The sequence below is a fragment of the Nocardia rhizosphaerae genome, from assembly GCF_042650365.1.
GTDB classification, from domain to species: domain Bacteria; phylum Actinomycetota; class Actinomycetes; order Mycobacteriales; family Mycobacteriaceae; genus Nocardia; species Nocardia rhizosphaerae.
Map to the genome: position 1 here is coordinate 144,943 of NZ_JBHSBA010000001.1, position 26,455 is coordinate 171,397.

The following is a 26,455-nucleotide window of genomic DNA, read 5'->3' on the forward strand; positions in this document are numbered from 1 at the left end:
TACACCATGGGCGCCACAATCGACTGGTTGCGCACCACCACCCCCGGGTTGCTTGTGCTGTGCGGTCTCGCGATCGCCGTGCTACTCATCGCCATCATCAAGATCAAGCTGGAGCCGTTCGTCGCGCTCCTGCTGACCGGTCTGCTGCTGGCGCTGGCCGCCGGGCTACCGGTTTCCGAGATCGTCGGCACCCCGCTGAAAGCCGGTGAGTCACTGCTGGAAACCGGCTTCGGCGGCATTCTCGGCCACATCGCGGTGATCATCGGTCTCGGTACCGTGCTCGGCGCGATTCTCGAGCGCTCCGGCGGCGCCGACGTGCTCACCGACAAACTGCTGAAGACCTTCGGCGAGAAGGGCGCTCCGGTCGCGATGGGCTTGCTCGGCCTCATCTTCGGCATCCCGGTGTTCTTCGACATCGGCATCTTCGTGCTCGCGCCGCTGGTCTACGTGGCGGCCAAGCGCGGCGGCCGGTCGCTGGTGCTCTATGCGATGCCCATGCTCGCCGGTCTGTCGATGACGCACGCGTTCCTGCCGCCGCACCCAGGTCCGGTGGCACTGGGCGGGTTGCTCGGCGTGAGTCTCGGCTGGCTGATCGTCATGGGATTCGTCTGCGGCATACCGGGTTTCGTCGCGGCCGGCCTGGTGTGGGGCACCTGGATCGGCAAGCGGGTGCAGGTGCCGGTGCCCGCCGAGTTCGTGCCGCTCGAGCCCGACGGCACCCACGGTGACGTCGCGGGCGCCGCCGGCGCCGAGAGTGCCGGCGGCACCGCCGTGCTCACCAAGTCGCCGCCGTCGGTCGCGATGATCGGCGCGATCATCGCCATCCCGCTGGTTCTGATCCTCGGCGCCACCTTCGGCTATCAGCTGCTGGACGAGGGCTCGGCGGTGCTCGCCGTCCTCACTTTCTTCGGCACCCCCGCCGTGGCGCTGCTCATCACCGTGCTGGTGGCGTTCTATCTGCTCGGCATCCGGCGCGGGTCGACGGTGCAGGAGCTGAGCGCCATCACCGCCGAATCACTCAAGCCGGTCGGCATGGTGCTGCTGGTGGTGGGCGCCGGCGCCTTCTTCGGCAAGGTCATCTCCGCCACCGGGATCGGCACCGCGCTCGCCGACACCATGTCCGCGGCCGGGCTACCGGTGATCGTGCTCGCCTACCTGATCAGCTGTGGCCTGCGGATCGCCCAGGGCTCGGCGACGGTCGCCATCGTCACCACCGGCGGTATCGTCGCGCCGCTGGTCGCGGGACACGACTACTCGCAGATGTCGATCGCGCTGATCGCCATGGCCATCGCGGCGGGCTCGATCATTCTCAGCCACGTCAACGACGGTGGGTTCTGGATCATCGCCAAGTACTTCAACATGACGGTGAAGCAGACCCTGCAGACCTGGACGGTGCTCGAAACCGTACTGTCGGTGGTGAGTTTCGTGGTCGCGGCGGCGCTGTTCGCGCTCGTCAGCTGAGGTCGGCGGTCAGCGCGGCGACGAGTCGTCCCACGGCGGCGAGGGGATCGATATCGGTGTCCGCGCCGTGCCCGAGGGTCTGCTGCGCCTGTGGACCGCGACCGGATCGTTGAGCAGCGCCGCGGGCATCTCGGCTGGGCGGTGGCGACGGTGGCCAGTCGCCATCGCAGCGGCCACCGCACCAGCCTGCTCGCCCGTATCTGTCCGAGGTCGGCCGTCGAACCTGGCGTAAGACGGCAGGGTTCGGTCGTACCGTACGAGTATGACCACATGGAGCCAGTTCACCGAGGAGGCGCCGACCATCTCCGCGCTGTTCCTCCGCAGGCATCAGGCCACCGGCAATCTGTGCATGCTCGGCACCGTGCGCGCCGACGGTTCGCCCCGGATCAGCCCGATCGAACCGATGGTGTTCGAGAACATGCTGGTCCTGGTCGGGATGCCGAAGACCCGCAAGTTCGACGACCTCGCCCGCGACCCCCGCTTCTGCCTGCACACCGCCACGGTCGACACCAACGTCTCCGACGGCGACGCGAAACTGTTCGGCCGCGTCAGCGACCTGCACGACGCAGCCGTGCACGCCCGCTTTGCCCAGATGCTGTTCGACGAGAGCGGCATGGACATCCGGGGCGAGAAGTTCGACCACTTCTACGTCGCCGAGCTCACCGGCGCGTCGACGGTGGAGGTCGAGGGCGACCATCTGAACATCACGGTGTGGAAGCCGGGTGCGGGGGAATGGGTGGTGCGTAAGGAGTGAGTGGTCGGGCCGCGCTGGGCGATCACTATCGTGCGTTTCGGTCGGGAAATGGACCGTTCGAGCGGTTGGTGTGGGCGCAGCGTGGTCGGTGTGGCCACGCAGGGTGCCGACCCGGCCCGCCCGGCCAGCGCGGTGACCCCGATCGGGCGACTCGCTGTGCCACGATGACGCGATGGAGCCGCTAGCTTCCGCCGCCGTGGACGGTCCGTCGCCGATCGTGTCGCTGTTCTGGATCGCCCTGGTGGCGGTCGTGGCGCCGTTGCTCTCGCGCGCGCTGCGCGGGTATGTGCCGGATGTGGTGATCCTGCTGGTGGCTGGTGCGGTGCTCGGGCCGTTCGCGCTTGGCTGGGCGGGCGAGGGTGGGGGTGTCGACCTCATCTCCGAGCTCGGGCTCGGGATGCTGTTCCTGCTCGCGGGATACGAGCTGGATCCGAAGCTGCTGGGCGGGCGCTCCGGGCGGGTGGCGTGGCTGGTGTGGCTGGCCGGGCTGGTCTTCGCGTTCGGGCTGGTCGCCGTGGTGGCCAGTGGGGAGGCGACCACCAATCACATCGCCGTCGCGATCGCGATGACCTCCACGGCGCTTGGCACCCTGTTGCCGATCGTCAAACAGGCCGGGCTGCTCGACACTCCGCTCGGCCGGGCCGTCCTCGCGCACGGCGCGGTCGGTGAACTCGGCCCGATCGTGGCCATGTCGGTGCTGTTGAGCAGCCACAACGTGGGTGCCGCCCTGGCAGTGCTCGTGCTGTTCGCGGTGGCCGCGCTGCTGGTGGGGCTGCTCCCGGTGCACCTCTTCGACCGGATCCCCGATCTCGGTGCCGCGCTGGCCAGGATGGACGGCGGTACCTCCCAGCTGCCGGTGCGCGGGTCGATCCTGCTGCTGCTCGTGCTCATGGTGGTGGCCGAACAGTTCGATCTGGACGTGGTGCTCGGTGCGTTCGCCGCGGGCATGGTGCTGCGCAGGCTCATCGCCGTCGGCCATCCCCGGGTCGACGAACAGCTCGAGACCATCGGCTTCGGCCTGTTGATACCCGTGTTCTTCGTGGTCTCGGGCATGGGCATCGACATGGCGGCGGTGGCGGGGCAGCCGCTGCTGTGGGTGTCGTTCGTGGCCGCGATCGCCCTGGCCCGCGGCCTGCCGGTGTGGCTGAGCGAACGGTTCGTCCCGCATGGCCGCAATCTCGAGACCCCGCGTGAACGGGCCCAGCTCGCCCTGTTCGCGGCCACCGGCCTGCCGATCATCGTCGCCGTCACCCAGGTGGCGGTGTCGACGGAGCTGATGACCGAGGACACCGCCTCGGTCCTGGTCGCCGCGGGGGCCACGACCGTCCTGGTGTTTCCGCTGGTGGCGCGGCTGATCGGGCGAGGGACGCCGGTCTCGACCTCACCTGCCCATGAATGAGCTTGCATAGTCGTGCATAATCATCACATGGTTGATACGTCGGGAGGACCCGCGCTGCGGGTGGCGGTTGCCGGTGCGAGTGGTTACGCCGGTGGCGAGGTGCTGCGACTACTGCTTGCCCATCCCGAGTACCGAGCCGGGCGCCTCGAGATCGGGGCGCTGACCGCTGGAGCCAATGCCGGCACCACGCTCGGCGCGCTCCAGCCGCACCTGCTGCCGCTGGCCGACCGGATCCTGCAGGAAACCACCCCCGAGGTGCTGGCCGGGCACGACATCGTGTTCCTCGGCCTGCCGCACGGCCAGTCCGGCGCCATCGCGCGGGCCCTGCCCGAGCAGACCGTCATCATCGACTGCGGTGCCGACTTCCGGCTCACCGATGCCGCGGCCTGGGAGAAGTACTACGGCAGCGCGCACGCGGGCAGCTGGCCGTACGGTCTGCCCGAACTGCCGGGGGCGCGGGAACGGCTCGCCGGGGCCAGGCGCATCGCCGTGCCCGGCTGTTACCCGACTGTCGCCAGCGTCGCCCTCGCGCCCGCGCTCGCCGCGGGGATCATCGAGCCGGCCGTCAACATCGTCGCGGTGAGCGGGACCTCGGGCGCGGGCCGCAAACTCGATGTCGGGCTGCTCGGCTCCGAGGTGATGGGCAGTGTGCGCGCCTACAGTGTCGCCGGGGCCCACCGGCACACTCCCGAGATCGCGCAGAACCTGAAAGCCGCGGGCGGCGTGGATGTCTCGGTGTCGTTCACCCCGGTGCTCGCGCCGATGCCGCGGGGCATCCTGGCCACCTGCACCGCCCCGGTGAAGGTCGACGCCGCGCAAGCTCGCGCTGTCTACGAGAAGGCCTACAGCGCCGAACCTTTCGTGCACCTGCTGCCCGAAGGAATGCTGCCGCAGACGGGTTCGGTGCTCGGTTCCAACGCCATCACCCTGCAGGTCACCGTCGACGCCGACGCGGGTCAGCTGGTGGTGATCGGCGCGATCGACAATCTCGCCAAGGGCACCGCGGGCGCCGCGGTGCAATCGATGAACCTGGCCGTCGGCTTCGACGAGACCGCCGGACTTTCCACCGTAGGAGTGGCACCGTGACGACCCATGATCCGCACCTGACGGACCACGGAAATCTGATCCACACCCAGGGCGTCACCGCTCCGCTCGGGTTCCGCGCCGCAGGCATCGCGGCCGGCATCAAAGCCAGCGGCAAGCCCGACCTCGCCCTCGTCCTCAACGAAGGCCCCGAATACGCCGCGGCCGGGGTGTTCACCAGCAACCAGGTCAAGGCGGCGCCGGTGCTGTGGTCACAGCAGGTGCTGAAGTCCGGCCGGCTGCGCGCGGTGATCCTGAACTCCGGCGGCGCCAACGCCTGCACCGGCCCCGGCGGTTTCCAGGACACCCACCGGACCGCGGAGGAGCTCGCGAAGGCGCTGAGCAACTGGGGCACCGAGACCGGCGCCGGCGAGATCGCGGTCTGCTCGACCGGCCTGATCGGTGACCGGCTCCCCATGGACAAGCTGATCCCCGCCGTCACCGAGATCGTGCACGAGATGGGCGGCGGCATGTCCGGTGGCGCCGACGCAGCGCACGCCATCATGACCACCGACACCGTGCCGAAGGAATCGGCCTTCCACCACGCGGACAAGTGGAACGTCGGCGGCATGGCCAAGGGCGCGGGCATGCTCGCGCCGTCGCTGGCCACCATGCTGGTCGTGCTCACCACCGACGCCGTCGCCACGCCGCAGCAGCTCGACGAGGCGCTGCGCAAGGCCACGAAATACACCTTCGACCGGCTCGACGTCGACGGCTCCTGCTCCACCAACGACACCGTGCTGCTGCTGGCCAACGGCGCCAGCGGGATCGCCCCCACCCAAGCCGACCTCGACGACGCGGTGTTCACCGTGTGCGACGACCTGGCCGCCCAGCTGATGGCCGATGCCGAGGGCGTCACCAAGCGCGTCACTGTCACCGTCAGCGGGGCCGCCTCCGAAGACGAGGCGCTCGTCGCGGCTCGCGCCGTCGCCCGCGACAGCCTGGTGAAAACGGCACTGTTCGGGTCCGATCCGAACTGGGGCCGTGTGCTCGCCGCGGTCGGCATCGCGCCGGTGACACTGGACCCGAACCGGATCGCGGTGTCGTTCAACGGCAATCCGGTGTGTGTCGACAGTGTCGGCGCGCCCGGCGCCCGCGAGGTCGACCTGTCCGGCGCCGACATCGATGTCCTGATCGAGCTGCATGTCGGCGAGGGCAGCGCCATGGTGCGCACCACCGACCTGTCGCACGGCTACGTCGAAGAGAACTCGGCGTACAGCTCATGACCGGCGGCGTACTGCACACCCTGTCCGCGCTGGACAAAGCGCACGTGCTGGCCGACGCGCTGCCGTGGTTGCAGAAGTTCCGGGACAAGGTCGTCGTCGTGAAATACGGCGGCAACGCCATGATCGACGACGAGCTCAAGGCCGCCTTCGCCGCCGACATGGCGTTCCTGCGCACCGTCGGGGTGCATCCGGTGGTCGTGCACGGCGGCGGCCCGCAGATCACCGCCATGCTGACGAAGCTGGGCATGGCGGGCGAGTTCCGCGGCGGTTTCCGTGTCACCACCCCCGAGGTGATGGACGTGGTGCGGATGGTGCTGTTCGGGCAGGTCGGCCGGGAACTCGTCGGCCTGATCAACGCGCACGGCCCGTACGCGGTCGGCATCTCCGGTGAGGACGCGCACCTGTTCACCGCCACCCGCCGCACCGTCACCGTCGACGGTGTCGCCACCGATATCGGGCTGGTCGGTGACGTCACCGAGGTCAATCCGGGCGCGGTGCTCGACCTGATCGACGCGGGCCGCATCCCGGTGGTCTCCACCATCGCCCCCGACGCCGACGGCGTGGTGCACAACATCAACGCCGACACCGCCGCCGCCGCGCTGGCCGAGGGGATCGGCGCCGAGAAACTGGTCGTGCTCACCGATGTGGAGGGCCTCTACACCGACTGGCCCGACCGCTCCTCGCTGACCAGCGAGATCGACGCGGCCGCGCTGACGGAGTTGCTGCCGCGCCTGGATGCGGGCATGGTGCCCAAGATGGAAGCGTGTCTGCGCGCGGTGCAGGCCGGTGTGCCGAGTGCTCATGTGATCGACGGCAGGGTGCCGCATTCGGTGCTCCTGGAGTTGTTCACCGGCGAAGGAATCGGAACGATGGTGACCGCATGAATGAAGTAGAGAAGCTGCAGCAGCGGTGGTCGGCCGCGATGATGAACAACTACAGCACCCCGAAGGTCGCGCTGGTGCGCGGCGCGGGCGCGGTGGTCTACGACGCCGACGGCAAACGCTATGTCGACTTCCTCGGCGGCATCGCGGTGAACAGCCTCGGCCACGCCCACCCGGCGATTCTCGAGGCCGTCACCCAGCAACTGGGCACCCTCGGACACGTGTCCAACATCTACGCCAGCGAACCGGTGATCGAGCTGGCCGAGAAGCTGCTCGCCCACTTCGGAGACGGGGAGGGCAAGGCGTTCTTCTGCAATTCCGGCACCGAGGCCAACGAGGCCGCGTTCAAGATCGCCCGGCTCACCGGCCGGACCAAGATCGTGGCCGCCGAGGAGGCCTTCCACGGCCGCACCATGGGCGCGCTCGCGCTCACCGGTCAGCCCTCGAAGCGGGCGCCGTTCGAGCCGATGCCGCCCGGTGTCGTGCACGTGCCCTTCGGTGACGCCGCCGCGCTGGAGGCCGCCGTCGATACCGACACCGCCGCGGTGTTCCTCGAGCCGATGCTGGGGGAGAGCGGTGTGGTCGTCCCGCCGTTCGACTACCTGGCCCGGGCCCGCGAGATCACCTCGCGCGCGGGCGCGCTGCTCATCCTCGACGAAGTCCAGACCGGAATCGGCCGTACCGGAACGTTTTTCGCGCATCAGGCGGCGGGCATCGTGCCCGACGCGATCACCCTGGCCAAGGGGCTCGGCGGTGGGCTGCCGATCGGCGCGGTGCTGGCTCAGGGCCGGGCCGCCGAGCTGCTCACCCCCGGCCTGCACGGCACCACCTTCGGCGGCAACCCGGTCTGCGCCGCCGCGGCACTGGCGGTGTTGCGCACGATCGACGCCGAAGATCTGCTCTCCCATGTGGAATGGGTCGGCAAGAAACTCAGCGACGGCATCGCGCTGCTCGAGCACCCCGAGATCGAGCACGTGCGCGGTGCGGGCCTGCTCATCGGCATCGTGTTGCGCGACGACATCTCCGCGTTCGTCGACGAACGGGCGCGGGAGGCGGGCTACCTGGTCAATCCCGCCAAGCCGAATGTGATCCGGCTGGCGCCGCCGCTGGTACTCACCGAAACCCAGGCCGACAACTTCGTCGCCGACCTGCCCGGGATTCTCGACAAGGCTGCGGCCGATGCGAAGGGAGTGAGTAAGTGACCCTGCGCCACTTCTTGCGTGACGATGATGTGACCCAGGCCGAACAGGCCGAAATCCTCGCCATCGCCGCCGAATTGAAGGCCGACCCGTTCGCGCACCGGCCGCTGGACGGCCCGCGCGGGGTCGGGGTGATCTTCGAGAAGAACTCCACCCGCACCCGGTTCTCCTTCGAACTGGGCATCGCCCAGCTCGGCGGGCACGCCGTGGTCGTCGACGGCCGCGACACCCAGCTCGGCCGCGAGGAAACCCTCGGCGACACCGGCAGCGTGCTGTCCCGCTACGTCGATGCCATCGTCTGGCGCACCTTCGAGCAGTCCCGGCTGGACGAGATGGCGGTCACCGCGACCGTTCCGGTGGTGAACGCGCTGTCCAACGAGTTCCACCCGTGCCAGGTGCTCGCCGACCTGCAGACGATCGCCGAACGCAAGGGGTCGCTCGCGGGCCTGCGGCTCACCTACTTCGGTGACGGTGCCAACAACATGGCGCATTCGCTGTTGCTCGGCGGCGTGACCGCGGGCATGAACATCACGATCGCCGCGCCTGCGGGTTTCGAGCCGCTGCCGTGGATCCTGGAGGCCGCCGCCAAGCGTGCCGCCGAGACCGGGGCGAGTGTCGCGGTCATCGACGATCCGGTGGCGGGCGCGCGCGGGGCCGATGTGCTCGTCACCGACACCTGGACCTCGATGGGACAGGAGAACGACGGGCTCGACCGGGTCGGTCCGTTCCGCCCGTTCCAGGTCAACCAGGAGCTGCTCGCCGCCGCCGACCCGGAAGCCATTGTGATGCACTGCCTTCCGGCCCATCGCGGCGAGGAGATCACCGACGAGGTGCTCGACGGCCCGCACAGCGTGGTCTGGGATGAGGCCGAGAACCGGCTGCATGCCCAGAAGGCGCTGCTGGTGTGGCTGCTCGCGAAAGCCGCCGCATGAGACCGCGAACCGGGGCCGGCGCGGAGGCCCGGCGATGAGCGTGCCCGATACCGACAACGGCAAGGGCTCGCCCGCCATCGCCCGCACCCGCGCCGGCCGCCAATCCCGCATCGTCGAACTGCTGTCGGCGCATTCGGTTCGCAGCCAGACCGAACTCGCGGCACTGCTGGCCGCCGAGGGCATCGAGACCACCCAGGCCACCCTGTCGCGCGACCTCGACGAACTCGGCGCGGTGAAGCTGCGCGCCGCCGACGGTGGCGCGGGCGTCTACGTGGTGCCCGAGGACGGCAGCCCCGTCCGCGGTGTCACCGGCGGCACCGGTCGCCTCTCCAAACTCCTCGGCGACCTGCTGGTGTCCACCGATGCCAGCGGCAACCTCGCCGTCCTGCGCACCCCACCCGGCGCCGCCCACTTCCTGGCCAGCGCCCTCGACCGCGCCGCTCTCCCGTTCATCGTCGGCACCATCGCCGGCGACGACACCATCGCGGTGATCGCCCGCGAACCCCTCACCGGCGCCGAACTCGCCGCGGAAATCGAACGCCTGGCCTGAGCAGGTCAGGGTTGCGCCACCGACTCTGCTGCCTGGAAGCTGATCGATCGCCTCATCGCGCAACCGGTGGTGAACAGCGGATACGTCGCGGAGTCCTGCGGCATCAGCGGAGTCGCCGCGCAGCGGGCCATCGATCGTCTGGTGGAATCCGGAGTGCTGCGCGAGGTTTCGAAGCGTGCCCGCAACCGAGTCTGGCAAGCCGATGAAGTACTCGCCGCTCTCGACGATTTCGCAGCAGGGATTCGTCGAGTCCGGGGCTGAGAAACCTGCTGCCCGGCCCGCATTGCTCGGTGAGACCGAGACCGAGACCGTGCCGGAGCACGCAGTACCAGACGACCAGGTAGGTCAGCCAGGCCGCCGCGGCGGCACGGGCACCACCGACAGCGGTGTGGCGGATCAGATCGTAGGTGCTGGTCCGGGCCGCCGGATCGTCGATGGCCGCGCCCGCCCCGAGGACGAGGGCGACGAGCAGGGCCAACCGGATCGGGCGGCGCACGGTGGCGGGCAGCGTCGGAAGCTGCCGGTGCCTGCGTCGGAACAGGACGTAGCCGAGCGTCGCGGTGCCGAGGACCGACGACAGATATCCCAGGATGTTGTAGGTCAGGTGTGGTCCGTGTACCCGGGTGCGCAGCAGCGGCCAGTGCCGGACGGCGAAACCGGTTGCCTGAGTGCAGGAGTCCCACGCCACATGGGTCGCGGCGCCGAGAACCACGGCGAGGACGATCGATCCGGCGAGCAGCACCGGACCGCCGGATATCGCCTGCCTCGGCAGCGACAGCCGGCTCGCGAACAGTCCCCTGGCCGGTGCTACGGAGATCCGGCCTGCCAGCAGCAGGGCCAGACCGACCAGGACATCCGGCCCGAATACCCCTGTCGCCGAATGGGTGAGCGAACCGTCGAACGGGATCGGCAGATAGTAGACGGCATCGGGCGCGATCGATCCGGCGATGAGCGCGGGCAGTGGCAGCAGCCGGGCGAACGGCAGCACCGCGACCGGATGGGCGAGGGTGAACGGCACCGGGTTCACGGTAGGAGGGCGGTGTGTGGCGCCTGTGCTGCTCGAGTGGAGATGTCGTGCCGACACCCGTGACAGGCGAAGCCGACCTGATCGGGGCGTTGAAGACGGATCAGGGACCGCCGTCGCCGAGGGTATGTCGGTGGCTCAGCGCTCGCGCGTGTGTTGCCAGCTCCAGTCGACCCGCACGTCCAGCGGCGCGTCCGGGGTCACCATCCGCGGGGCCGTGTTCAGCCCGTTGGGCGGCCCGGATTGGGCTTCCACCGACAGCGACTCCTCGGGCAGCGTCCAGACCACGACATCGGTGACCGGGCTCGTGATGGTGAGCACGAGGAAGCCCGGCCAGGTGAGTCGCGCCTCGACCCCGCCGGGCATCCCGAAGCAGTCGTCCCACGGCGGCGGAGTCGGAGGGATGTGCCGGCCCGTCGGCAGATAGTCGGGGCCGCGCTCGTACTGCCATGCCGGGTGGATCTCGAGTTCCAGCGGGCCGGTGGCGGGCGGGATGTCACGCAGGAACCACGGATGCCAGCCGCCCTGGGCCGGAAACGGGTCGTGGTCGGTGGTGATACGCATGGTCAGCGTGAGGCCGTCGCCGGTGAGCGCGCAGGTCTGCGTGACCGTGCCCGCGAACGGCCACGGGTCGGCCAGCCGGTGCCGCAGGGTCGCTTCGGTGGCCGAGGCGCTGAGCACCTCCCAAGCGCCGTCGCGGGCGGTGCCGTGGATGCTGTGCGGCGGGTTGTCGATCGGCAGATGATAGGTGCGATCGCCGACGGTCAACCGTCCGTAGCCGAGTCGGCCCGCCCACGGCGCCATGACGAAACAGCCGGTCCCCGGGTCTTGCCGGAGCAGTTCGGTGCCGTCGATCGTGAGGCTGTGCAGTGCCGCGCCGTCGCCGGGCGCGATCGTGAGTTCGGCGGTGCCTGCGCTCAGTCGCACGTCATCGGCCATAGGCCGAGGCTAATGGCGCCCACCAGGTGGTGGCGGGCACCACGCCGGTCAGGTGAACGGGTACTGTCCGCCACCCCCACCGCCGGGATTGTCCGGGGTGGCGATATCGATGATGTCCTGGACCAGGGCGACGATCGCCCGACCGACCTCGAGTACCCCGTTGCCGAGGGTGGAGAATTCCTGCGCGATGGTGTGGAGCATCTCGTTCGTCCTCACGTGTGAGCCGAATAGTGCTCTCCCAGAGTGCCACAGGATTACTTCCGGGTGGTGGGACCGTGCGCGGCCGGGCTACGAGGCGAGGAAGTTCAGGATCGCCAAGGCCAGCGGCGAGCCGAGGTCGAACAGCACTCGGCCGATGTGCAGGCCAGCGGTGGCGCCGGATTCGTAGTGGTCGGACAGGAACTGCAGGATCGCGTCCTCCATGATGGGCTCCCTGTGCTGGTGCGAATTCGGATCAGGCGAAGAAGCCCTGGAGGATGGGGGTACCGAGCTCGATGACCGTCTTGGCCACCTCGAGCCCGAAATTTCCGAGACCGATGACGACGGCCCCGATCAGGTCGTAGTTCGCCTCGGCGAAATCGCGTAGTTGCTGCATGCTGACTCCTCGACCCCGACCGGTGGACAATGTGTGACCAGCGTCTCATATCGATGGCTAGCTGCCAAGTTGCTGACCGGGCCGCTGACCTGGTCGGGAGCCCTGCCCACCCCCCGGCTATGAATGAGATTGCATCATCATGCATAATCATTTGCAGCAACGGCGCGAGCCGAATCGGCGGCGGAGCATTCATACTGCTCGCGGCAGCCCGTGCAGATGACGTCCACACCTCGAGGAGCACAACAGACATGTCCGATCGCGTCGTACTCGCCTACTCCGGTGGGCTTGACACCTCCGTCGCCATCAGCTGGATCGCGAAGGAGACCGGTGCCGAGGTGGTGGCCGTGGCCATCGACCTGGGTCAGGGCGGCGAGGACATGAATGTGGTCCGCCAGCGCGCGCTGGACTGCGGCGCCGTGGAGGCCATCGTGGTCGACGCGCGCGACGAGTTCGCCGACGAGTACTGCCTGCCCACCATCCAGGCCAACGCCATGTACATGGGCCAGTACCCGCTGGTCTCGGCCATCAGCCGCCCGCTGATCGTCAAGCACCTGGTGGAGGCGGCTAAATTCCACAACGCCACCACCGTCTCGCACGGCTGCACCGGCAAGGGCAACGACCAGGTCCGCTTCGAGGTCGGCATCGGCGCGCTCGCGCCCGACCTGAACGTGATCGCCCCGGTCCGTGACTACGCGTGGACCCGCGAGAAGGCGATCGCCTTCGCCGAAGAGAACAACCTGCCGATCAACGTCACCAAGAAGTCGCCGTTCTCCATCGACCAGAACGTGTGGGGCCGTGCCGTGGAAACCGGGTTCCTCGAGGACCTGTGGAACGCGCCGACCAAGGACGTCTACGACTACACCGCCGACCCGACGGTGAACTTCGAGGCACCCGACGAGGTCATCGTCACCTTCGACAAGGGTGTGCCGGTCGCCATCGACGGCCGCCAGGTGAGCGTGCTGCAGGCCATCGAGGAGATGAACACCCGCGCGGGCCGCCAGGGTGTCGGCCGCCTCGACATGGTCGAGGACCGGCTCGTCGGTATCAAGAGCCGCGAGATCTACGAGGCGCCGGGCGCCATCGCGCTGATCACCGCACACCAGGCCCTCGAGAACGTCACCATCGAGCGCGAGCTGGGCCGCTACAAGCGTCAGGTCGAGCAGCGCTGGGGCGAGCTGGCCTACGACGGCCTGTGGTTCTCCCCGCTCAAGCGGGCGCTGGACGCTTTCGTGCAGGACACCCAGCAGCAGGTCTCCGGCGATATCCGGATGGTGCTGCACGGTGGCTCCGCCGTGGTCAACGGCCGCCGCTCCGAGCAGTCGCTCTACGACTTCAACCTGGCCACCTACGACGAGGGCGATACCTTCGACCAGTCGCTGGCCAAGGGCTTCGTGCAGATCCACGGCCTGTCGTCGAAGGTCGCCGCGCGCCGCGATCTGAACCAGAAGTAGCGGACGCCGCCGGTGTCCCCGGGCCCACGTGGCCACCGGCTCGGGGACACCGAACGTCCGTGGCATGGCGGGCAGGCGCGCGCGGCCGGGCGATCCGCCGCCGCGCGCCGGTGTCCCGCGAGATCGGCGCGCTCGGTCCCGGACGCGACCTGTGATCGACCCGGACGAGTGCGCAACCGGGCGACCGCGCCGGTAGACGCCGGAACGTCGTGCCGAGCTGTCCGCACCCCGGATCGTCCGTGGGCCCGGAGCTGGCTACGGTGGTCACCGGCGATCCCGAACCGGCACTCGCCCGGCGGCCCGCATCCGGCACGACCCCGCAATCCGACACGAGGAGACAGCAGAGCATGACGCAGGGTGGCAGCACGAACACGGGAGCCCTCTGGGGTGGGCGTTTCGCGTCCGGCCCTGCCGAGGCGATGGCGGCGCTGAGCAAGTCGACCCATTTCGACTGGGCGCTGGCCCCCTACGACATCCGTGCCTCCAAGGCGCATGCCCGCGTACTGCACAAAGCCGGGCTGCTCGCCGACGCCGACCTCGCCGCCATGCTGGCCGGGCTCGACACCCTCGCCGCCGATGTGGCCTCCGGCGCGTTCGGGCCCGCCGACTCCGACGAGGACGTGCACGGCGCGCTGGAGCGCGGCCTGATCGAACGGGTCGGTACCGAACTCGGTGGTCGCCTGCGCGCGGGCCGCTCGCGCAACGACCAGGTGGCCACGCTGTTCCGGATGTGGCTGCGTGACGGCGTGCGCCGGGTGGCCGCCGGGGTGCTCGACGTGGTCGACGCGCTCGTGGCCCAGGCCGCCGCGCACCCGGACGCGGTGATGCCGGGCAAGACCCATCTGCAGGCGGCGCAGCCGGTACTGCTGGCCCACCACCTGCTCGCGCACGCCCACCCGCTGCTGCGTGACCTGGAACGCCTGCGCGACTTCGACAAACGCGCCGCCGTCTCGCCGTACGGGTCGGGCGCGCTGGCCGGCTCCTCGCTCGGCCTCGATCCCGAGCAGATCGCCGCCGAGCTGGATTTCACCGCCGCCGCGGCCAATTCGATCGATGCCACCTCCGCGCGTGACTTCGCCGCCGAGGCGGCGTTCGTGCTGGCCATGATCGGGGTCGACCTGAGTCGGATGGCCGAGGAGATCATCGTCTGGAGCACACCGGAATTCGGCTATGTCACCCTGGCCGACGCCTGGTCCACCGGCTCGTCGATCATGCCGCAGAAGAAGAACCCGGATGTCTCCGAATTGACCCGTGGCAAAGCGGGCCGCCTGATCGGCAACCTGACCGGCCTGCTCGCCACGCTGAAAGCCCAGCCGCTGGCCTACAACCGGGACCTACAGGAGGACAAGGAACCCCTGTTCGACTCGGTCGCCCAGCTCGAGCTGCTGCTACCCGCCATCGCGGGCCTGGTCGGCACCCTCACCTTCCACACCGACCGGATGGCCGAACTCGCGCCCGCTGGCTTCACCCTCGCCACCGATATCGCGGAATGGATGGTGCGCCAAGGTGTCCCGTTCCGCGTCGCACACGAGGCGGCCGGTGCCTGCGTGCGCGCCGCCGAATCCCGTGGCGTCGGCCTCGACGAGCTCACCGACGCCGAGTTCGCCGCTGTCGACCCCGCCTTGACCGCCGGTGTGCGTGAGGTCCTCACCGTCGCCGGGTCCATCGCCTCGCGCAATGCCCGCGGCGGTACCGCCGGGGTTCGCGTCGCCGAACAACTCGCCGAGGTCGGCACCGCGGCCACCGAAGCCCGCACCTGGCTGCGCTGAAGGTCCGAACACTCCTCGACGTCCCGGTGCCCGGATCGGGACCGCGTGCGGTGCTGACAGGCCGCGGACGAGGCGGACCTGGAATTACTGCGCGGGCGGGGATCGACAACCAGACGGCGGCCCGGCATCCGCCGTCGTCGGCCATGGCCGCGGGTCAGTCGCTCGGCAGACCTGATCGCCGAAGCCGTTGTGGCCGTGGCTCGGCGGCGCGATCGGCGGTGGCGCCCGGTAGTCTGCGCGAATGACGCTGCTCTTCCTGGCACTGGCCATCGCCACCGAGGTGACGGCGACGGTGTCGCTGAAACTGTCGGAGGGCTTCACCAAGCCGGTGCCCTCGATCGTGGTCGTGCTCGGCTACGGCGCGGCGTTCTTCTTCCTGTCCCAGGCGTTGCGACGGGGGATGGCGATCGGTGTCGCGTACGGCATCTGGTCGGCGGTGGGCGTGGCGGCGATCGCGGTGATCGGGGTGCTGTTCCTGGGGGAGCGGCTCACGCTGGTTCAGGTGGGTGGGATCGGACTGGTCATTCTCGGTGTACTCGCCCTGGAACTGGGCGGGACGCACTGATCGGACAGCTCGCCCGCCGAGGACTCCGAACCCTCCGCCGAGTTCGCCACGTGGCCGAACGAGGGACGTGCCCGGTAGCCATGCGGAGCAGCGGTGTGAGGCTCGCCGTCCACCTTCGCTGCCGATCCGTCACAGCTCGGCGTGTACTCGAAAACCTTCCTCCCGCAGTGCCTCCAGCACATCGTCACGGTGAGCGGGTCCGCGTGTCTCGACGGTGAGCGACACCTCGACCTCGTCGACGGCCAACCAGATCCCGGTTCGCGAGTGGACCACGTCGACCACGCTCGCCCCGGCCCGGCCGACGACCCCGAGCAGCGCCGACAACGCGCCGGGCCGATCGGCGATGGTCACCCGCATCGCCAGGTAGCGGCCCGCGGCACTGAGGCCGTGCCCGATCACCCGCGTCAGCAGCAGCGGATCGATATTGCCGCCCGACAGGATGGTCACCACCGGTCCGGGGAGCTCGCGCTCGCGCAGGGCGGTGGTGAGTAGCGCCGCGACCCCGGCCGCACCCGCGGGCTCGACGATGAGCTTGGCCCGCTCCAGACACAACAGCAGCGCCTTGGACAGCGCGTCCTCGTCGACGGTGACGATTTCGCGCACCAACTCGGCCACATGCGCGAACGGCACCGCCCCCGGCAGACCGACCGCGATCCCGTCGGCCATCGTCGCCATCCTGGCCGCCCGGATCGGGGTGCCCGCCGCGAGCGAATCCGGCCATGCCGCCGCCGCGGCCGCCTGCACGCCGATCACCTGGACCCGCGGTGCGAGCGCGTGCAGCGCGACCGCCACCCCGGCGAGCAGCCCCCCGCCGCCGGTCGGCACCACCACCGTCCCGACCTCGGGCACCTGCTCCAGGATCTCCAGCGCCACCGTCGCCTGCCCGGCCACGATATCGGGATGGTCGAACGGATGAATCAGCGTCGCGCCGGTACGGTCTGCGAATTCCTGTGCGGCGGAGAGTGATTCGTCGATGTTGTGACCAACCTGGTGCACCTCGGCCCCGTAGGCGCGGGTCGCGACGAGCTTGGGCAGGGACGCGCCGATCGGCATGAACACCGTCGAGGTGGTGTCCAGCTCCGCGGCCGACCACGCCACCCCCTGCGCATGGTTACCCGCACTGGCCGCGACCACGCCGCGTGCCCTGGTCTCGGCGGGCAGATTCGCGATCCGGTTGTAGGCGCCGCGCGGTTTGAACGACCCGGTGCGCTGGAGATTCTCACATTTGAGCAGGACCTGCGTGCCCATCCGCTCCGACAACACCCGCGAACCGACGGTCGGCGTCCGCCGGATGACCGGCGCGAGCACCCGCGCCGCCGCCTCCACCTGCCCGATCCCGACACTCTCCATGCGCCTCATCGTGCCAGCCCCACCGCTGCCACCCGCGCGCACCTTCCTGGGCGAATGATCACCAGGCGATGACGCACGCGTCGGCCGAGAGACCGTTGGGTCAGGAGCCGATAGCCTTGGCGATATTGTGGGCGCGAGTGCCGAGGCGGGTGAGGCGTGCATCGCCGAGCGGGGTGAGCTTGCCGCCGAGACGATTGGTGACGAAGGCCAGCGACAGGCCGGTGTCCGGGTCGGCGAAGGCGCCGGAACCGCCGAGGCCGAAATGGCCGAACGCCGAGATCGGGTCCGCTTTGGACGGTTTCATCGGGACCCCGTGGAAGCCGAGCGCCCACGGAATGCGGAAGGCGAGGACGTAGTCGGGGGTGAACACCTGGCGGGTGGCCATCCGCCGGATGGTGTCGGGGGCCAAGATCCTGGTGCCGTCGAGTTCACCTTTGCCCGCGATGGCGGCGTAGAGGCGGGCCAGCGACCTGGCGGAGAACACCCCGTTCACTCCCGGCATCACCGAGTCGTGGATGCGCGGGTCGACGATGAGGTCGGCGAAGCCACGCGGGGTGGTCTCGGCGGCCGCCGCGAACCGGGTCCGGCCCAGCAGGTCCGAACCACGATCCCAGTCCATGCCCGCGGCCCGCAGCCGCGGGAATGTGGTGGCGATGCGGTGGCGCTCCTCGACCGGCACCCGGAACCACAGCTCGTGTGCGCCGAGCGGTTCGGCGAGCTCGGTGCGCACCACCTCGGTGAATTCCCGACCGGTGACCCGGCGCACCAGCTCGGCGGCCAGGTGCCCGAAGGATATCCCGTGGTAGCCGCTGGTCACTCGGTGCCGCGGATCCGGCGCGGCGGCGGCCAGCGCCTCGGTGACGGCCGCGTCATCGAGAAAACGATCGGCGGGCCCCGCCAGCAGGCCGCGCAACCGGTGCAGGCCGGCCCGGTGGGTGAGCACGTCACGCACGGTGATCCGCGCCTTGCCCGCGGCGGCGAACTCGGGCCAGTACTCGGCGACCGGGGTGTCGTAGTGGAGTTGGCCGCGCTCGGCGAGCTGGTGGATCACGGTGGCGGCCACGCCTTTTCCGGTGGAGAAGGCCAGCGCCACCGTCTCGGCGTCCCAGCGCACACCCGGACTCGCGTACCCGGCCCACACATCGACCACCGGCTCACCGTGCAGGTACACGCACAGCGCGCCACCACCGTGCGACGGCGTGCGGAAGAGGCTGTCGAACATGGTGACCAGGCTGACGAAGCGGCGGTCCACCGACTGCGTTGTCGAAACTCCCATCGACCGAGCATGCCATCCTGGCCACGGCGCTCGATCGGCACCGGCGATCGTTTCGCGACCGTCACACAGATGACCACGCACGCAACAGTTCGTCCATAGCATGAGGCGATGACCCTGAGACGACGATCGGCGTTGCTCGCCAGGCTCGTGGTCGACGAGCCGGGCCGTCCGCAGGTGATCCTCGGCGAGCTACGCCGGGTGATCCTCGACGGTGCCGTGCCGCCGTGCACGGTGATTCCGCTGCGTGAGGTGGCCGAACTGTTCGGCGTCAGCCACATCCCGGTGCGGGAGGCGCTCAAGACCCTGATCGGGGAGGGGCTGGTGACGCACCGGCCCCAGCGCGGCTATCAAGTGGCCCAGCTCACCGCCCGCGAATTGCGGGAGATGTACATCGTGCGCGACACCCTGGAAACCGCCTCGCTCGCGGCGGCGGCGACCAATGCCTGCGAGGCCGAGCGCGCACACCTGCTCGGTGTCAACGAACTGCTCGAGCGCGCCATCCTCGACGACGATCCCGAGGCGTATCAGCGCCAGTCCCGCAGCTTCCATGTGGCGCTGACCCGCCCGTCGCGGATGCACCGGCTGCTGCACATGCTCGAATCCGCCTGGAACGTCACCGAACCGGTGCAGTCGATGGTGCACATCGACAAGGCCGACCGCGAGCGCCTGCACGCCGACCACATCGCCATGCTCGACGCGTTCCTCGCCCGCGATGTCGACCGGCTCCTCGTCGCCGCCGACGAGCACCACCGCAGGCTGGAATCGGTGATCGCCACGCTGCCCACCGACACCGGACTGCTGGCGCCGGAAGATATATCTTCGGTGCAATAGCCGGGAAACGGTCGGGAAACCACGGGGCAACTGCTGATATCTACCGTCAGCGCAGCAGATTCACCCTTCGGACGGGAACGATCATGACCGACACCATCACTTCCGCCGCGGGCGTTCCCGCCGGTGATCCCCCGAAATACGACCCGCGCCTGACGAACGAGGATCTGGCCCCGCTCCGCGAACAACGCTGGGGCACATACAACATTTTCGCGTTCTGGATGTCGGATGTGCACAGCGTCGGCGGATATGTCACCGCCGGAAGTCTTTTCGCGCTCGGCCTGGCCAGCTGGCAGGTACTCGCCGCCCTGCTGATCGGCATCACGATCGTCTATTTCTTTTGCAATCTGGTGGCGAAACCGAGCCAGGTGACCGGTGTGCCCTATCCGGTGATCTGCCGCAGCGCGTTCGGGGTGCTCGGGGCCAATATCCCGGCGATCATCCGCGGCTTGATCGCGGTGGCCTGGTACGGCATCCAGACCTTCCTCGCCTCCGCGGCTCTGGATGTGGTGCTGGTGAAGCTGGTTCCCGGCCTCGCGCCGTACGCCGTCACCGCCGACTACGGTTTCCTCGGCCTTTCCCTGCTCGGCTGGTGCAGCTACCTGCTGTTGTGGGTGCTGCAGGCGTGTGTGTTCTGGCGTGGCATGGATTCGATCCGCAAGTTCATCGACTTCTGCGGTCCGGCCGTGTATGTCGTGATGTTCATCCTGTGCGGCTATCTGATCTCGAAGGCCGGCTGGAGCGCGATCGACCTGAGCCTGGGCGAGATCGAATACACCGGATGGGCGTCGGTTCCGGTGATGCTCGGCGCGATCGCGCTCGTGGTGTCCTACTTCTCCGGGCCGATGCTGAATTTCGGTGACTTCTCCCGGTACGGAAAGAGCTTCCCGGCGGTCCGAACCGGAAATCTGCTCGGGCTTCCGGTGAATTTCCTGGTGTTCTCACTGCTGGTGGTGATCACCGCGTCGCTCACCGTTCCGGTCTACGGTGAACTCATCACCGACCCGGTCGCCACCGTCGCCAAGATCGATTCCACCTTCGCGATCGTGCTCGGTGCGCTCACCTTCACCATCGCCACCATCGGCATCAATATCGTCGCCAATTTCATCTCGCCCGCGTTCGATTTCTCGAATGTGAGCCCGCAGCGGATCAGCTGGCGCGCGGGCGGCATGATCGCCGCGGTCGGCTCGGTCCTCATCACGCCGTGGAACCTGTACAACAACCCCGAGGTCATCCACTACACGCTGGAGGTGCTCGGCGCGTTCATCGGGCCGCTGTTCGGCGTGCTGATCTGTGACTACTACCTGGTGCGCAAACAGCGGGTGATCGTCGACGACCTGTTCACCATGTCCGAGCGGGGCGCCTACTGGTACCGCAAGGGCTATCACCCGGCCGCGATCGTCGCGACCGCGATCGCCGCGGGTATCGCGGTGTTCCCGGTCCTGTTCAACAGCCTGCCCGGCATGTACACCGCCGCCCAGTACAGCTGGTTCACCGGCTGCGGCGTCGGCTTCGTCGTCTACTACCTGCTGACCGCGGCCAGACGCGGCGCGGCCGCCGGGGAGGTCGGTGCCTGATGCGGATCCGGGTGATCAACCCGAACACCACGCGGGCGATGACCGCGACGATCGAACAGTGCGCCCTCGCCGTGGCGGGGCAGGACACCCTGCTCGACGCGGTCACCTCCGAGACCGGCCCCGCCTCCATCGAGAGCCACTACGACGAGGCGCTGAGCGTGCCTGGTCTGCTCGCGGCGATCCGGCATGGCGAGGCCGCCGGGGTGGACGGCTATGTGATCGCCTGTTTCGGTGATCCCGGGCTGGACGCGGCCAGGGAGCTTGCCGCAGGCCCGGTAGTCGGGATCGCCGAGGCGGCGATGCACACCGCCAGTCATCTCGGGCGTGGGTTCAGCGTGGTCACCACGCTCGGCCGGACCGCGGGGCGCGCCGCCGATCTGGCCGAACGGTATGGGATGCGACGGTTCTGCCGCGGCGTGCACGCCTGCGAGCTGCCGGTGCTCGCGTTGGAGACCGACCCGGACGCACGCAAGATTGTCACCGAAGCCTGCCGTACCGCGGTGGCCGCCGACGGTTCGGACGCGGTCGTGCTGGGCTGCGCGGGCATGGCCGAGCTGTGCGCGCATATCCGCGCCGAGATCGGGGTGCCGGTGATCGACGGCGTCGCGGCCGCCACACTGACCGTGCAATCGCTGCTGACACTCGGCCTGCGCAAATCGGGTCGTGGTGAGTACGCGGCACCGCCGCCCAAGCCCTACACCGGGCTGCTGGCGTCGTTCGGCTCCTGAGCCGACGGGTCAGGCGCGGACGGCGGCGGGGGAGAGGGCGTCCAGCACGCGGTCCAGGTCGGCGACGTCGACGACGAGGCGGGTGAACTCGGGGCCGTCGAGATCGATCCGCACCGCGTTGCCGCCGAAGGTGGTGTCCCAGAACTCCTTGCGGCCCTTGCCGCGATAGACGCCCGCGGCGATTACGCCGGGGATGAAGGTGCCGGGAGCCCGTACCCACGGCGGGCGCAGGTCGACCTCGGCGGGAGTGATGCCGGTGATGGCAGCCCGGTCGATCACGACCTGCTGGCGCAGCGCGAGCAGGCGGTGGCCACCGAGGACATGCACCGTCACCGTGTTGTCGTCGATCTCGACCTCGACCATCGCTACCTCACTCACGTCGCGGAATCGTTTCCCTGTCCAGGGTCGGCGCGTGGCCTGTCCGTGGACTGTGGCGACCCTGTGAGTTCGCCAAGAAGAAGAAGCATTTTGAGATGTAGATATGCGCATCTAACGAATAGGTCCCTCTCTGGTCGGCGGAGAACCGGCGGAAGCAAGAGATGCTGAGGAGCGGGGAAGCCTACGCCTCGGCGGCGGTATGGGCCCGCTCGGCGATGTCGAGGACCTCGGCCAGCCACGGCGTGTACTTGGCGGGGGAGGCCGCCAGGTCGGTCCGCAGTGCCGTCGGCGCGACCCACGCCCAGCTGCCGACCTCGGCGGGGTCGGGTCGTGGCACCGCGTCGGTCACGCCGATGAGGACGTGGTCGTATTCGTGCTCGACGCGACCGGTCGACGCGTCGCCCGCGTGATAGCGGAAGCTGCCGACCTCGGTGAGCCCGGCCGTCAGACCGAGCTCCTCGCCCAGCCGGACGGCCGCCGCCTCGGCCACCGGCTGTCCCGGCAGTGGATGCCCGCAGCAGGTGTTGGCCCACTGCAGTGGGAACCGGGTCTTGACCGCCGCGCGCTGCTGGATGAGGACCCGGCCGTCGCGGTCGAACAGCAGCACCGAGAACGCGCGGTGGAGCGTGCCCGGTGGCCGATGGGCATCGGCCACCGAGCACGCGCCGATCGCGGCGCCGGTGTCGTCGACCAGCTCCACGAGCAGGGCTTCGCGGTCGGACGACGGGTCGGCGAGCAATTCGGTCACCTGGCCACCTTATCGGCGACGATCAGCAGGTACTGGAAGCTCCCCTCGCGATAGGCGGTGAGGAACGGCTGCTCGACACCGGTGGCGAGTTCGGAATGGGTGCGCAGCTCCCAGTACGGGATGGTGTCGGGGGTGAGGTCGACCACGGTGGTGGGGATCAGGCCGTTGTCGGAGAGCGCCCGGAAGTACTCGCTGCGCGGATGGATCATGCATCCGTAGTGCGCGTCGATCCAGCTGACCGACGCCGAGCGGCCGCCGGTGACATCGTTGGAGCAGCCGGTGATACACACATAGCGGCCACCCGGTTCCAGGATGCGGGCGAACTCGTCGAACAGATCGAACAGGTCGACGTACATGGTGGTCTCGTTGGTCCACACCGCCCGCACCGACTCGTCGGCGAAGCCGGTGTCGAGCATGTTCCGGAAATGGAACCTGACCCGGTCGCTGACCCCGCGCTCGGCGGCCTGGTCGTTGGCGAAGCCCACCTGGTATTCGGAGATGGAGACGCCGTCGACCTCGCAGCCGAAACGTCGGCCCGCCATGAAACTGGTGCCGCCGCGCCCTGATCCGCCGTCGACGAGCCGGTCGGTGGGCTGGACCTGGCCGAGATTGTCGAGCAGATAGTCGGCCTGGGCGGTCTCGAGCCGGTGCAGCTCGCGCACGATCCGGTCCTGCCGGGTGGCTTCCGGCCCCTCGAGCACCGACCAGTCGGGCTCACCGATGCCGTAGTGGTGGTGGTAGAGACCGTCGACCTCGCCGAGCTTGGTGTTGACCCGGTCGTCGTTGGGATTGTCGTTCCAGTAGGCCGCGACGGAGCGCTGATAGGTGGTGCGCAGGACGGAGCTGGCGGTCTGCGGGTTCGCGATGGTCATCGGTCGTCCTCTCCTGGTGTGATGTCGTGATAGCGGCGGCTGCCTGCGTGCCATGCCCGGTTGCCACCCATCCAGGCCCACAGGCCGGCCAGGAAACGGCGCAGGTCGGGCGAACCCGCGGCGGCGAGGGGGGCGGCTTCGCGTTCGAAGCGGTGCATCAGTTCGTCGTGGATCTGCGCGGTCCGCAGCACCGCCTCGGCGCGGCTGCAGCCCTCCTCGGCGGCGAGCACTGTCGGCAGATTGAACTCCCTGCCGTCGGAAAGATCCTCGCGCGCCATCGAATACAGGTCGTTCACCATCTGGGCGGCCAGCGCCGCGGTGGTCACCACCCGCCGCACGGGCGGATCGGTGTACTCGGCGGCACCGAGCTCGTAGCCGCCGACGGCGTCGATCGGTGCCATACACGGCAGGAAGCTGTGCGGCTGCCGGTTGGTCAGGTACTCCCAGACCGGTGGCATCCGGCCCGCGGCGCGCCAGCCGGCCTCGGCGCCGAGCGCGATGAACCAGCCCGCGATCTCGGTGCGTAACCTGGCCAGCTGCGCCGGGCTCGCGTACCCCGCCAGGTGCGCGAACGAGGTGCGGAACGCACGCAGGATCGGATCGGCCTGCATGGCCACTTCGAGCCGGGGTGCGTACCGCGCGGGCAGATGGGCCGGATCCATGGCGGCCGCGGCGAGCTCGAGCCGAGGCCCCAGCTCGGCGGCGGCGCTGGACGGTGTCCCGTCGGGTGCGGTGTCGCCAGGGGCGTCCTCCTCGCAGTAGTAGTCGTCGACCGACCATTCGGCGACCGCGCAGCGGGCCGCGGCCAGCAGCGGATCCGGATCGTCGCAGTCGGGGTGGGCGAGCATGATCAACCGGCCGAAGTCGGCCTTGCGGAGCTCGTCGAGGCGGCCCTCGTAGAGGCCGATCTCGGCGGCCCAGGCGAGCAGACCGACGTTGACGGCCTCGGCCAGCGCCGGGTCGTCGCGTTCCGGTGGCGGGCAATAGAGAGTCGGAATACGTTGTGGTGCAGAAGGAGCCGGTGCGGTGGCGGGGGTGGTCGACGCGCTCGGCCGCAGGGCGGAGGTGCCGATTCCGGTGGGACCGAGCAGGCGAAAGGGGGTACCGGTCGCCGGTGGCGCCTGCGTGAGACCACCGGTCGCGACGTCGCGCCGGGGGAACAGGTCGGCGGGTGCCGTCGCCTCGTGCAGCAGGGCGGCCACGGTCGCGGCGAGCTCGGTGCTCGCATGCGGCGCCGCCGCCCTGGTGAGGATCGACACGGCCCGCGCCGCTCAGTCGGCCCGGCGCGCGACGAGCACGTCGTCGAGCACACCGAGCGCGTCGGGGACCAGGACGGCGGCCGAGTAGTAGCAGCTCACCAGGTACGACATGATCGACTGGTCGTCGATCTGCTTGAACCGGACGTTCAGGCTCGGTTCGTACTCGTCGGGGATACCGGTCTGGTGCAGGCCGACCACGCCCTGATCCTTCTCCCCGATGCGCATCGCCATGATCGAGGTGGTCTGGGTGCCGCTCACCGGGATCTTCCCACACGGCAGCAGCGGCACCCCGCGCCAGCCGAACGCCCGATGCCCCTGGAACTCGACCGGATCGGGATACAGGCCGCGCCGCGAGCATTCCCGGCCGAACGCGGCGATCGCCTTCGGATGCGCGAGGAAGAACTTGGTGCCGCGGCGCATGCTCAGCAGCTCGTCGAGGTCGTCGGGGGTGGGCGGGCCGGATTCGGTGGTGATGCGCTGCTTGAGGTCGCAGTTGTGCAGCAGCCCGAACTCCGGGTTGTTCACCAGATCGTGCTCGCGCCGTTCGTAGAGCGCTTCGACGGTGAGCCGCAGCTGCTGGTCGACCTGATTCATCGGATCGTTGAACAGATCGGCGACGCGGGTGTGGATCCGCAGCACGCTCTGCGCCAGGCTGAGCTCGTACTCGCGTGGGCTGGCGTCGTAGTCGACGAAGGTGCCCTCGAGCAGGGGCTCACCGGAATGGCCGGAGGAGATCTCGATATCTGCCTCACCCTTGGCGTTCTGTGACCGGTCGGTGGCGTCGGTGGCGTCGGAGCGGATCCGGGACAGCTCGGGGTACATCTCCAGGAATTGGTCGAACGATTGTCTGGACAGGCACAGAATCGTTGTTCTGGTGACCGTCTTGACGGTGTCCGGCCAGATCGCGGATTCGTCGGTGAGCATTTCGTCGCCGTAATAGTCGCCACCGGAGAGCATGCCGAGTTTCGTCGACTCACCGTATTCACCGGACCCGATCCTGGCGAGTTTTCCGTGGACCACCAGAATCACCTGATCCATCGGATTTCCGAATTCGGTGACGATGGCGCCGGGGTCGAGATCGTATTGCACGAACGTTTCGGCGAGCGGCCGCAGCAACTGGTCGTCGTCGACAGCGTGCAGGGCGGGCAGTTCACGCAATTCCTGAGGTATCACGCGGGCCCGGGAGCCGTCGACGACGAATTCGACCTCGCCGTTCCCGACGGTATGGGTGAGCCTGCGGTTGACGCGGTACACACCGCCCGCGACCTGCACCCAGGGCAGCGCTCGCGACAGCCATCGCGAGCTGATGCCCTGCATCTGCGGTTCGGATTTCGTCGTGTGCGCCAGCTGATGGGCCGCGGTGGTGCTCAGGCTCTTCCGGACGGAATTGTCTGTGGGCAGCGGCATTTCGATGGTCATGGAGTTCCTCACCTCGGGACGGATATCGGCACGGCCGATCGGCCTGTGTGGCGCGACGATGCGCGACAGGCTGAGGATGGGTCACGATGCGAATCGAAGGGTCCTGCGCGGATGAATACCGGGCGTGTGAAACGGTGTTGCACGAAATCTGATGCGTGTCAGTGCGTTCCGGACGATACCGATGGTAGGCGG

27 protein-coding genes are annotated in these 26,455 nt (G+C 69.0%); 15 read left to right on the forward strand and 12 right to left on the reverse strand.

The window, feature by feature from the left end; genetic code table 11:
• The first annotated feature begins 6 nt into the window (after positions 1-6).
• The 9 genes from ACFOW8_RS00750 (at position 7) to ACFOW8_RS00790 (ending at position 9,485) form a co-directional block, all read left to right on the forward strand.
• Positions 7-1,461: a GntP family permease gene (locus ACFOW8_RS00750; protein ID WP_378543759.1), complete on the forward strand. Its 1,455-nt coding sequence runs from the start codon at positions 7-9 to the stop codon at positions 1,459-1,461.
• A 262-nt stretch (positions 1,462-1,723) separates the two neighbouring features.
• Positions 1,724-2,215, forward strand: coding sequence for a pyridoxamine 5'-phosphate oxidase family protein (locus ACFOW8_RS00755; protein ID WP_378543762.1), 492 nt, complete (start codon positions 1,724-1,726; stop codon positions 2,213-2,215).
• A 172-nt stretch (positions 2,216-2,387) separates the two neighbouring features.
• Positions 2,388-3,614, forward strand: a complete 1,227-nt coding sequence (locus ACFOW8_RS00760) for a cation:proton antiporter (RefSeq protein ID WP_378543765.1) — start codon at positions 2,388-2,390, stop codon at positions 3,612-3,614.
• A gap of 27 nt (positions 3,615-3,641) precedes the next feature.
• On the forward strand, positions 3,642-4,700 hold the full coding sequence (gene argC, locus ACFOW8_RS00765; RefSeq protein ID WP_378543768.1) for an N-acetyl-gamma-glutamyl-phosphate reductase: 1,059 nt from the start codon (positions 3,642-3,644) through the stop codon (positions 4,698-4,700).
• 17 nt (positions 4,701-4,717) lie between these two features.
• A complete protein-coding gene (gene argJ, locus ACFOW8_RS00770; protein ID WP_378543888.1) occupies positions 4,718-5,923 on the forward strand; it encodes a bifunctional glutamate N-acetyltransferase/amino-acid acetyltransferase ArgJ in 1,206 nt (401 codons plus the stop codon).
• The gene (argB, locus tag ACFOW8_RS00775; RefSeq protein WP_378543771.1) at positions 5,920-6,807 is read left to right on the forward strand and encodes an acetylglutamate kinase; all 888 of its coding nucleotides are present in this window, start codon (positions 5,920-5,922) and stop codon (positions 6,805-6,807) included. Before argJ ends, argB begins: the two co-directional genes overlap by 4 nt.
• Positions 6,804-8,006, forward strand: coding sequence for an acetylornithine transaminase (locus ACFOW8_RS00780; protein WP_378543774.1), 1,203 nt, complete (start codon positions 6,804-6,806; stop codon positions 8,004-8,006). Before argB ends, ACFOW8_RS00780 begins: the two co-directional genes overlap by 4 nt.
• Positions 8,003-8,935 (forward strand): ornithine carbamoyltransferase, encoded by a 933-nt coding sequence (gene argF, locus ACFOW8_RS00785; RefSeq protein ID WP_378543777.1) that lies wholly within the window; start codon positions 8,003-8,005, stop codon positions 8,933-8,935. The genes ACFOW8_RS00780 and argF overlap by 4 nt, the downstream gene beginning before the upstream one ends.
• Positions 8,936-8,969: 34 nt before the next feature.
• Positions 8,970-9,485 carry an arginine repressor gene (locus ACFOW8_RS00790; protein ID WP_378543780.1) on the forward strand — a complete coding sequence of 172 codons (516 nt, stop codon included), beginning with the start codon at positions 8,970-8,972 and terminating at the stop codon, positions 9,483-9,485.
• Positions 9,486-9,588: 103 nt separating this feature from the next.
• Here ACFOW8_RS00790 and ACFOW8_RS00795 read toward each other — a convergent pair whose 3' ends face one another.
• The 5 genes from ACFOW8_RS00795 to ACFOW8_RS00815 all read right to left on the reverse strand — a co-directional run bounded on the left by ACFOW8_RS00795 (position 9,589) and on the right by ACFOW8_RS00815 (position 12,043).
• A complete protein-coding gene (locus tag ACFOW8_RS00795; protein ID WP_378543783.1) occupies positions 9,589-10,503 on the reverse strand; it encodes a DUF4184 family protein in 915 nt (304 codons plus the stop codon).
• Positions 10,504-10,647: 144 nt separating this feature from the next.
• The gene (locus ACFOW8_RS00800) at positions 10,648-11,448 is read right to left on the reverse strand and encodes an aldose epimerase family protein (RefSeq protein ID WP_378543786.1); all 801 of its coding nucleotides are present in this window, start codon (positions 11,446-11,448) and stop codon (positions 10,648-10,650) included.
• Positions 11,449-11,496: 48 nt separating this feature from the next.
• Positions 11,497-11,649 (reverse strand): hypothetical protein, encoded by a 153-nt coding sequence (locus tag ACFOW8_RS00805; protein ID WP_378543789.1) that lies wholly within the window; start codon positions 11,647-11,649, stop codon positions 11,497-11,499.
• 87 nt (positions 11,650-11,736) lie between these two features.
• The gene (locus ACFOW8_RS00810) at positions 11,737-11,871 is read right to left on the reverse strand and encodes a hypothetical protein (RefSeq protein WP_378543791.1); all 135 of its coding nucleotides are present in this window, start codon (positions 11,869-11,871) and stop codon (positions 11,737-11,739) included.
• 31 nt (positions 11,872-11,902) lie between these two features.
• Positions 11,903-12,043 (reverse strand): hypothetical protein, encoded by a 141-nt coding sequence (locus tag ACFOW8_RS00815; RefSeq protein ID WP_378543794.1) that lies wholly within the window; start codon positions 12,041-12,043, stop codon positions 11,903-11,905.
• A 248-nt stretch (positions 12,044-12,291) separates the two neighbouring features.
• Between ACFOW8_RS00815 and ACFOW8_RS00820 the strand changes: the two genes are divergently transcribed.
• The 3 genes from ACFOW8_RS00820 (at position 12,292) to ACFOW8_RS00830 (ending at position 15,828) form a co-directional block, all read left to right on the forward strand.
• Positions 12,292-13,494: an argininosuccinate synthase gene (locus ACFOW8_RS00820; RefSeq protein ID WP_378543797.1), complete on the forward strand. Its 1,203-nt coding sequence runs from the start codon at positions 12,292-12,294 to the stop codon at positions 13,492-13,494.
• A 347-nt stretch (positions 13,495-13,841) separates the two neighbouring features.
• Positions 13,842-15,263 carry an argininosuccinate lyase gene (gene argH / locus ACFOW8_RS00825; RefSeq protein ID WP_378543800.1) on the forward strand — a complete coding sequence of 474 codons (1,422 nt, stop codon included), beginning with the start codon at positions 13,842-13,844 and terminating at the stop codon, positions 15,261-15,263.
• Between the two features lie 241 nt (positions 15,264-15,504).
• Complete coding sequence (locus tag ACFOW8_RS00830; RefSeq protein ID WP_378543803.1) at positions 15,505-15,828, forward strand: DMT family transporter; 324 nt, start codon at positions 15,505-15,507, stop codon at positions 15,826-15,828.
• A 129-nt stretch (positions 15,829-15,957) separates the two neighbouring features.
• On the opposite strand, the gene ilvA is transcribed toward ACFOW8_RS00830, so the two are convergent.
• Positions 15,958-17,187: a threonine ammonia-lyase gene (gene ilvA / locus ACFOW8_RS00835; protein ID WP_378543806.1), complete on the reverse strand. Its 1,230-nt coding sequence runs from the start codon at positions 17,185-17,187 to the stop codon at positions 15,958-15,960.
• 91 nt (positions 17,188-17,278) lie between these two features.
• Positions 17,279-18,454, reverse strand: a complete 1,176-nt coding sequence (locus ACFOW8_RS00840; protein ID WP_378543809.1) for a serine hydrolase domain-containing protein — start codon at positions 18,452-18,454, stop codon at positions 17,279-17,281.
• 108 nt (positions 18,455-18,562) lie between these two features.
• Between ACFOW8_RS00840 and ACFOW8_RS00845 the strand changes: the two genes are divergently transcribed.
• The 3 genes from ACFOW8_RS00845 (at position 18,563) to ACFOW8_RS00855 (ending at position 21,587) form a co-directional block, all read left to right on the forward strand.
• On the forward strand, positions 18,563-19,285 hold the full coding sequence (locus ACFOW8_RS00845) for a GntR family transcriptional regulator (RefSeq protein WP_378543812.1): 723 nt from the start codon (positions 18,563-18,565) through the stop codon (positions 19,283-19,285).
• An 83-nt stretch (positions 19,286-19,368) separates the two neighbouring features.
• Positions 19,369-20,859, forward strand: coding sequence for an NCS1 family nucleobase:cation symporter-1 (locus ACFOW8_RS00850; protein WP_378543815.1), 1,491 nt, complete (start codon positions 19,369-19,371; stop codon positions 20,857-20,859).
• Complete coding sequence (locus tag ACFOW8_RS00855; protein ID WP_378543818.1) at positions 20,859-21,587, forward strand: aspartate/glutamate racemase family protein; 729 nt, start codon at positions 20,859-20,861, stop codon at positions 21,585-21,587. The genes ACFOW8_RS00850 and ACFOW8_RS00855 overlap by 1 nt, the downstream gene beginning before the upstream one ends.
• A gap of 9 nt (positions 21,588-21,596) precedes the next feature.
• Here ACFOW8_RS00855 and ACFOW8_RS00860 read toward each other — a convergent pair whose 3' ends face one another.
• From ACFOW8_RS00860 to ACFOW8_RS00880, 5 genes are all read right to left on the reverse strand, one after another.
• The gene (locus ACFOW8_RS00860) at positions 21,597-21,965 is read right to left on the reverse strand and encodes a hypothetical protein (RefSeq protein WP_378543821.1); all 369 of its coding nucleotides are present in this window, start codon (positions 21,963-21,965) and stop codon (positions 21,597-21,599) included.
• Positions 21,966-22,146: 181 nt separating this feature from the next.
• Positions 22,147-22,713, reverse strand: a complete 567-nt coding sequence (gene idi / locus ACFOW8_RS00865; protein WP_378543824.1) for an isopentenyl-diphosphate Delta-isomerase — start codon at positions 22,711-22,713, stop codon at positions 22,147-22,149.
• Positions 22,710-23,585 carry a geranyl diphosphate 2-C-methyltransferase gene (locus ACFOW8_RS00870; RefSeq protein ID WP_378543827.1) on the reverse strand — a complete coding sequence of 292 codons (876 nt, stop codon included), beginning with the start codon at positions 23,583-23,585 and terminating at the stop codon, positions 22,710-22,712. The genes idi and ACFOW8_RS00870 overlap by 4 nt, the downstream gene beginning before the upstream one ends.
• The gene (locus tag ACFOW8_RS00875; protein WP_378543830.1) at positions 23,582-24,844 is read right to left on the reverse strand and encodes a family 2 encapsulin nanocompartment cargo protein terpene cyclase; all 1,263 of its coding nucleotides are present in this window, start codon (positions 24,842-24,844) and stop codon (positions 23,582-23,584) included. The genes ACFOW8_RS00870 and ACFOW8_RS00875 overlap by 4 nt, the downstream gene beginning before the upstream one ends.
• Before the next feature lie 12 nt (positions 24,845-24,856).
• A complete protein-coding gene (locus ACFOW8_RS00880) occupies positions 24,857-26,263 on the reverse strand; it encodes a family 2B encapsulin nanocompartment shell protein (protein WP_378543833.1) in 1,407 nt (468 codons plus the stop codon).
• Positions 26,264-26,455 lie beyond the last annotated feature (192 nt).

What these genes read in the sequence shown, in the direction of transcription:
- ACFOW8_RS00750 (WP_378543759.1), top strand. Translation starts at nt 7, where the DNA reads ATGGGCGCCACAATCGACTGGTTGCGCACCACCACCCCCGGGTTGCTT.
- ACFOW8_RS00815 (WP_378543794.1), bottom strand. Translation starts at nt 12,043, where the DNA reads ATGCAGCAACTACGCGATTTCGCCGAGGCGAACTACGACCTGATCGGG.
- ACFOW8_RS00780 (WP_378543774.1), top strand. Translation starts at nt 6,804, where the DNA reads ATGAATGAAGTAGAGAAGCTGCAGCAGCGGTGGTCGGCCGCGATGATG.
- ACFOW8_RS00880 (WP_378543833.1), bottom strand. Translation starts at nt 26,263, where the DNA reads ATGACCATCGAAATGCCGCTGCCCACAGACAATTCCGTCCGGAAGAGC.
- ilvA (WP_378543806.1), bottom strand. Translation starts at nt 17,187, where the DNA reads ATGAGGCGCATGGAGAGTGTCGGGATCGGGCAGGTGGAGGCGGCGGCG.
- ACFOW8_RS00840 (WP_378543809.1), bottom strand. Translation starts at nt 18,454, where the DNA reads ATGGGAGTTTCGACAACGCAGTCGGTGGACCGCCGCTTCGTCAGCCTG.
- ACFOW8_RS00810 (WP_378543791.1), bottom strand. Translation starts at nt 11,871, where the DNA reads ATGGAGGACGCGATCCTGCAGTTCCTGTCCGACCACTACGAATCCGGC.
- argC (WP_378543768.1), top strand. Translation starts at nt 3,642, where the DNA reads ATGGTTGATACGTCGGGAGGACCCGCGCTGCGGGTGGCGGTTGCCGGT.
- ACFOW8_RS00800 (WP_378543786.1), bottom strand. Translation starts at nt 11,448, where the DNA reads ATGGCCGATGACGTGCGACTGAGCGCAGGCACCGCCGAACTCACGATC.
- ACFOW8_RS00755 (WP_378543762.1), top strand. Translation starts at nt 1,724, where the DNA reads ATGACCACATGGAGCCAGTTCACCGAGGAGGCGCCGACCATCTCCGCG.
- ACFOW8_RS00760 (WP_378543765.1), top strand. Translation starts at nt 2,388, where the DNA reads ATGGAGCCGCTAGCTTCCGCCGCCGTGGACGGTCCGTCGCCGATCGTG.
- ACFOW8_RS00855 (WP_378543818.1), top strand. Translation starts at nt 20,859, where the DNA reads ATGCGGATCCGGGTGATCAACCCGAACACCACGCGGGCGATGACCGCG.
- ACFOW8_RS00830 (WP_378543803.1), top strand. Translation starts at nt 15,505, where the DNA reads ATGACGCTGCTCTTCCTGGCACTGGCCATCGCCACCGAGGTGACGGCG.
- ACFOW8_RS00850 (WP_378543815.1), top strand. Translation starts at nt 19,369, where the DNA reads ATGACCGACACCATCACTTCCGCCGCGGGCGTTCCCGCCGGTGATCCC.
- ACFOW8_RS00845 (WP_378543812.1), top strand. Translation starts at nt 18,563, where the DNA reads ATGACCCTGAGACGACGATCGGCGTTGCTCGCCAGGCTCGTGGTCGAC.
- ACFOW8_RS00820 (WP_378543797.1), top strand. Translation starts at nt 12,292, where the DNA reads ATGTCCGATCGCGTCGTACTCGCCTACTCCGGTGGGCTTGACACCTCC.
- argB (WP_378543771.1), top strand. Translation starts at nt 5,920, where the DNA reads ATGACCGGCGGCGTACTGCACACCCTGTCCGCGCTGGACAAAGCGCAC.
- ACFOW8_RS00790 (WP_378543780.1), top strand. Translation starts at nt 8,970, where the DNA reads ATGAGCGTGCCCGATACCGACAACGGCAAGGGCTCGCCCGCCATCGCC.
- argH (WP_378543800.1), top strand. Translation starts at nt 13,842, where the DNA reads ATGACGCAGGGTGGCAGCACGAACACGGGAGCCCTCTGGGGTGGGCGT.
- ACFOW8_RS00805 (WP_378543789.1), bottom strand. Translation starts at nt 11,649, where the DNA reads ATGCTCCACACCATCGCGCAGGAATTCTCCACCCTCGGCAACGGGGTA.
- ACFOW8_RS00870 (WP_378543827.1), bottom strand. Translation starts at nt 23,585, where the DNA reads ATGACCATCGCGAACCCGCAGACCGCCAGCTCCGTCCTGCGCACCACC.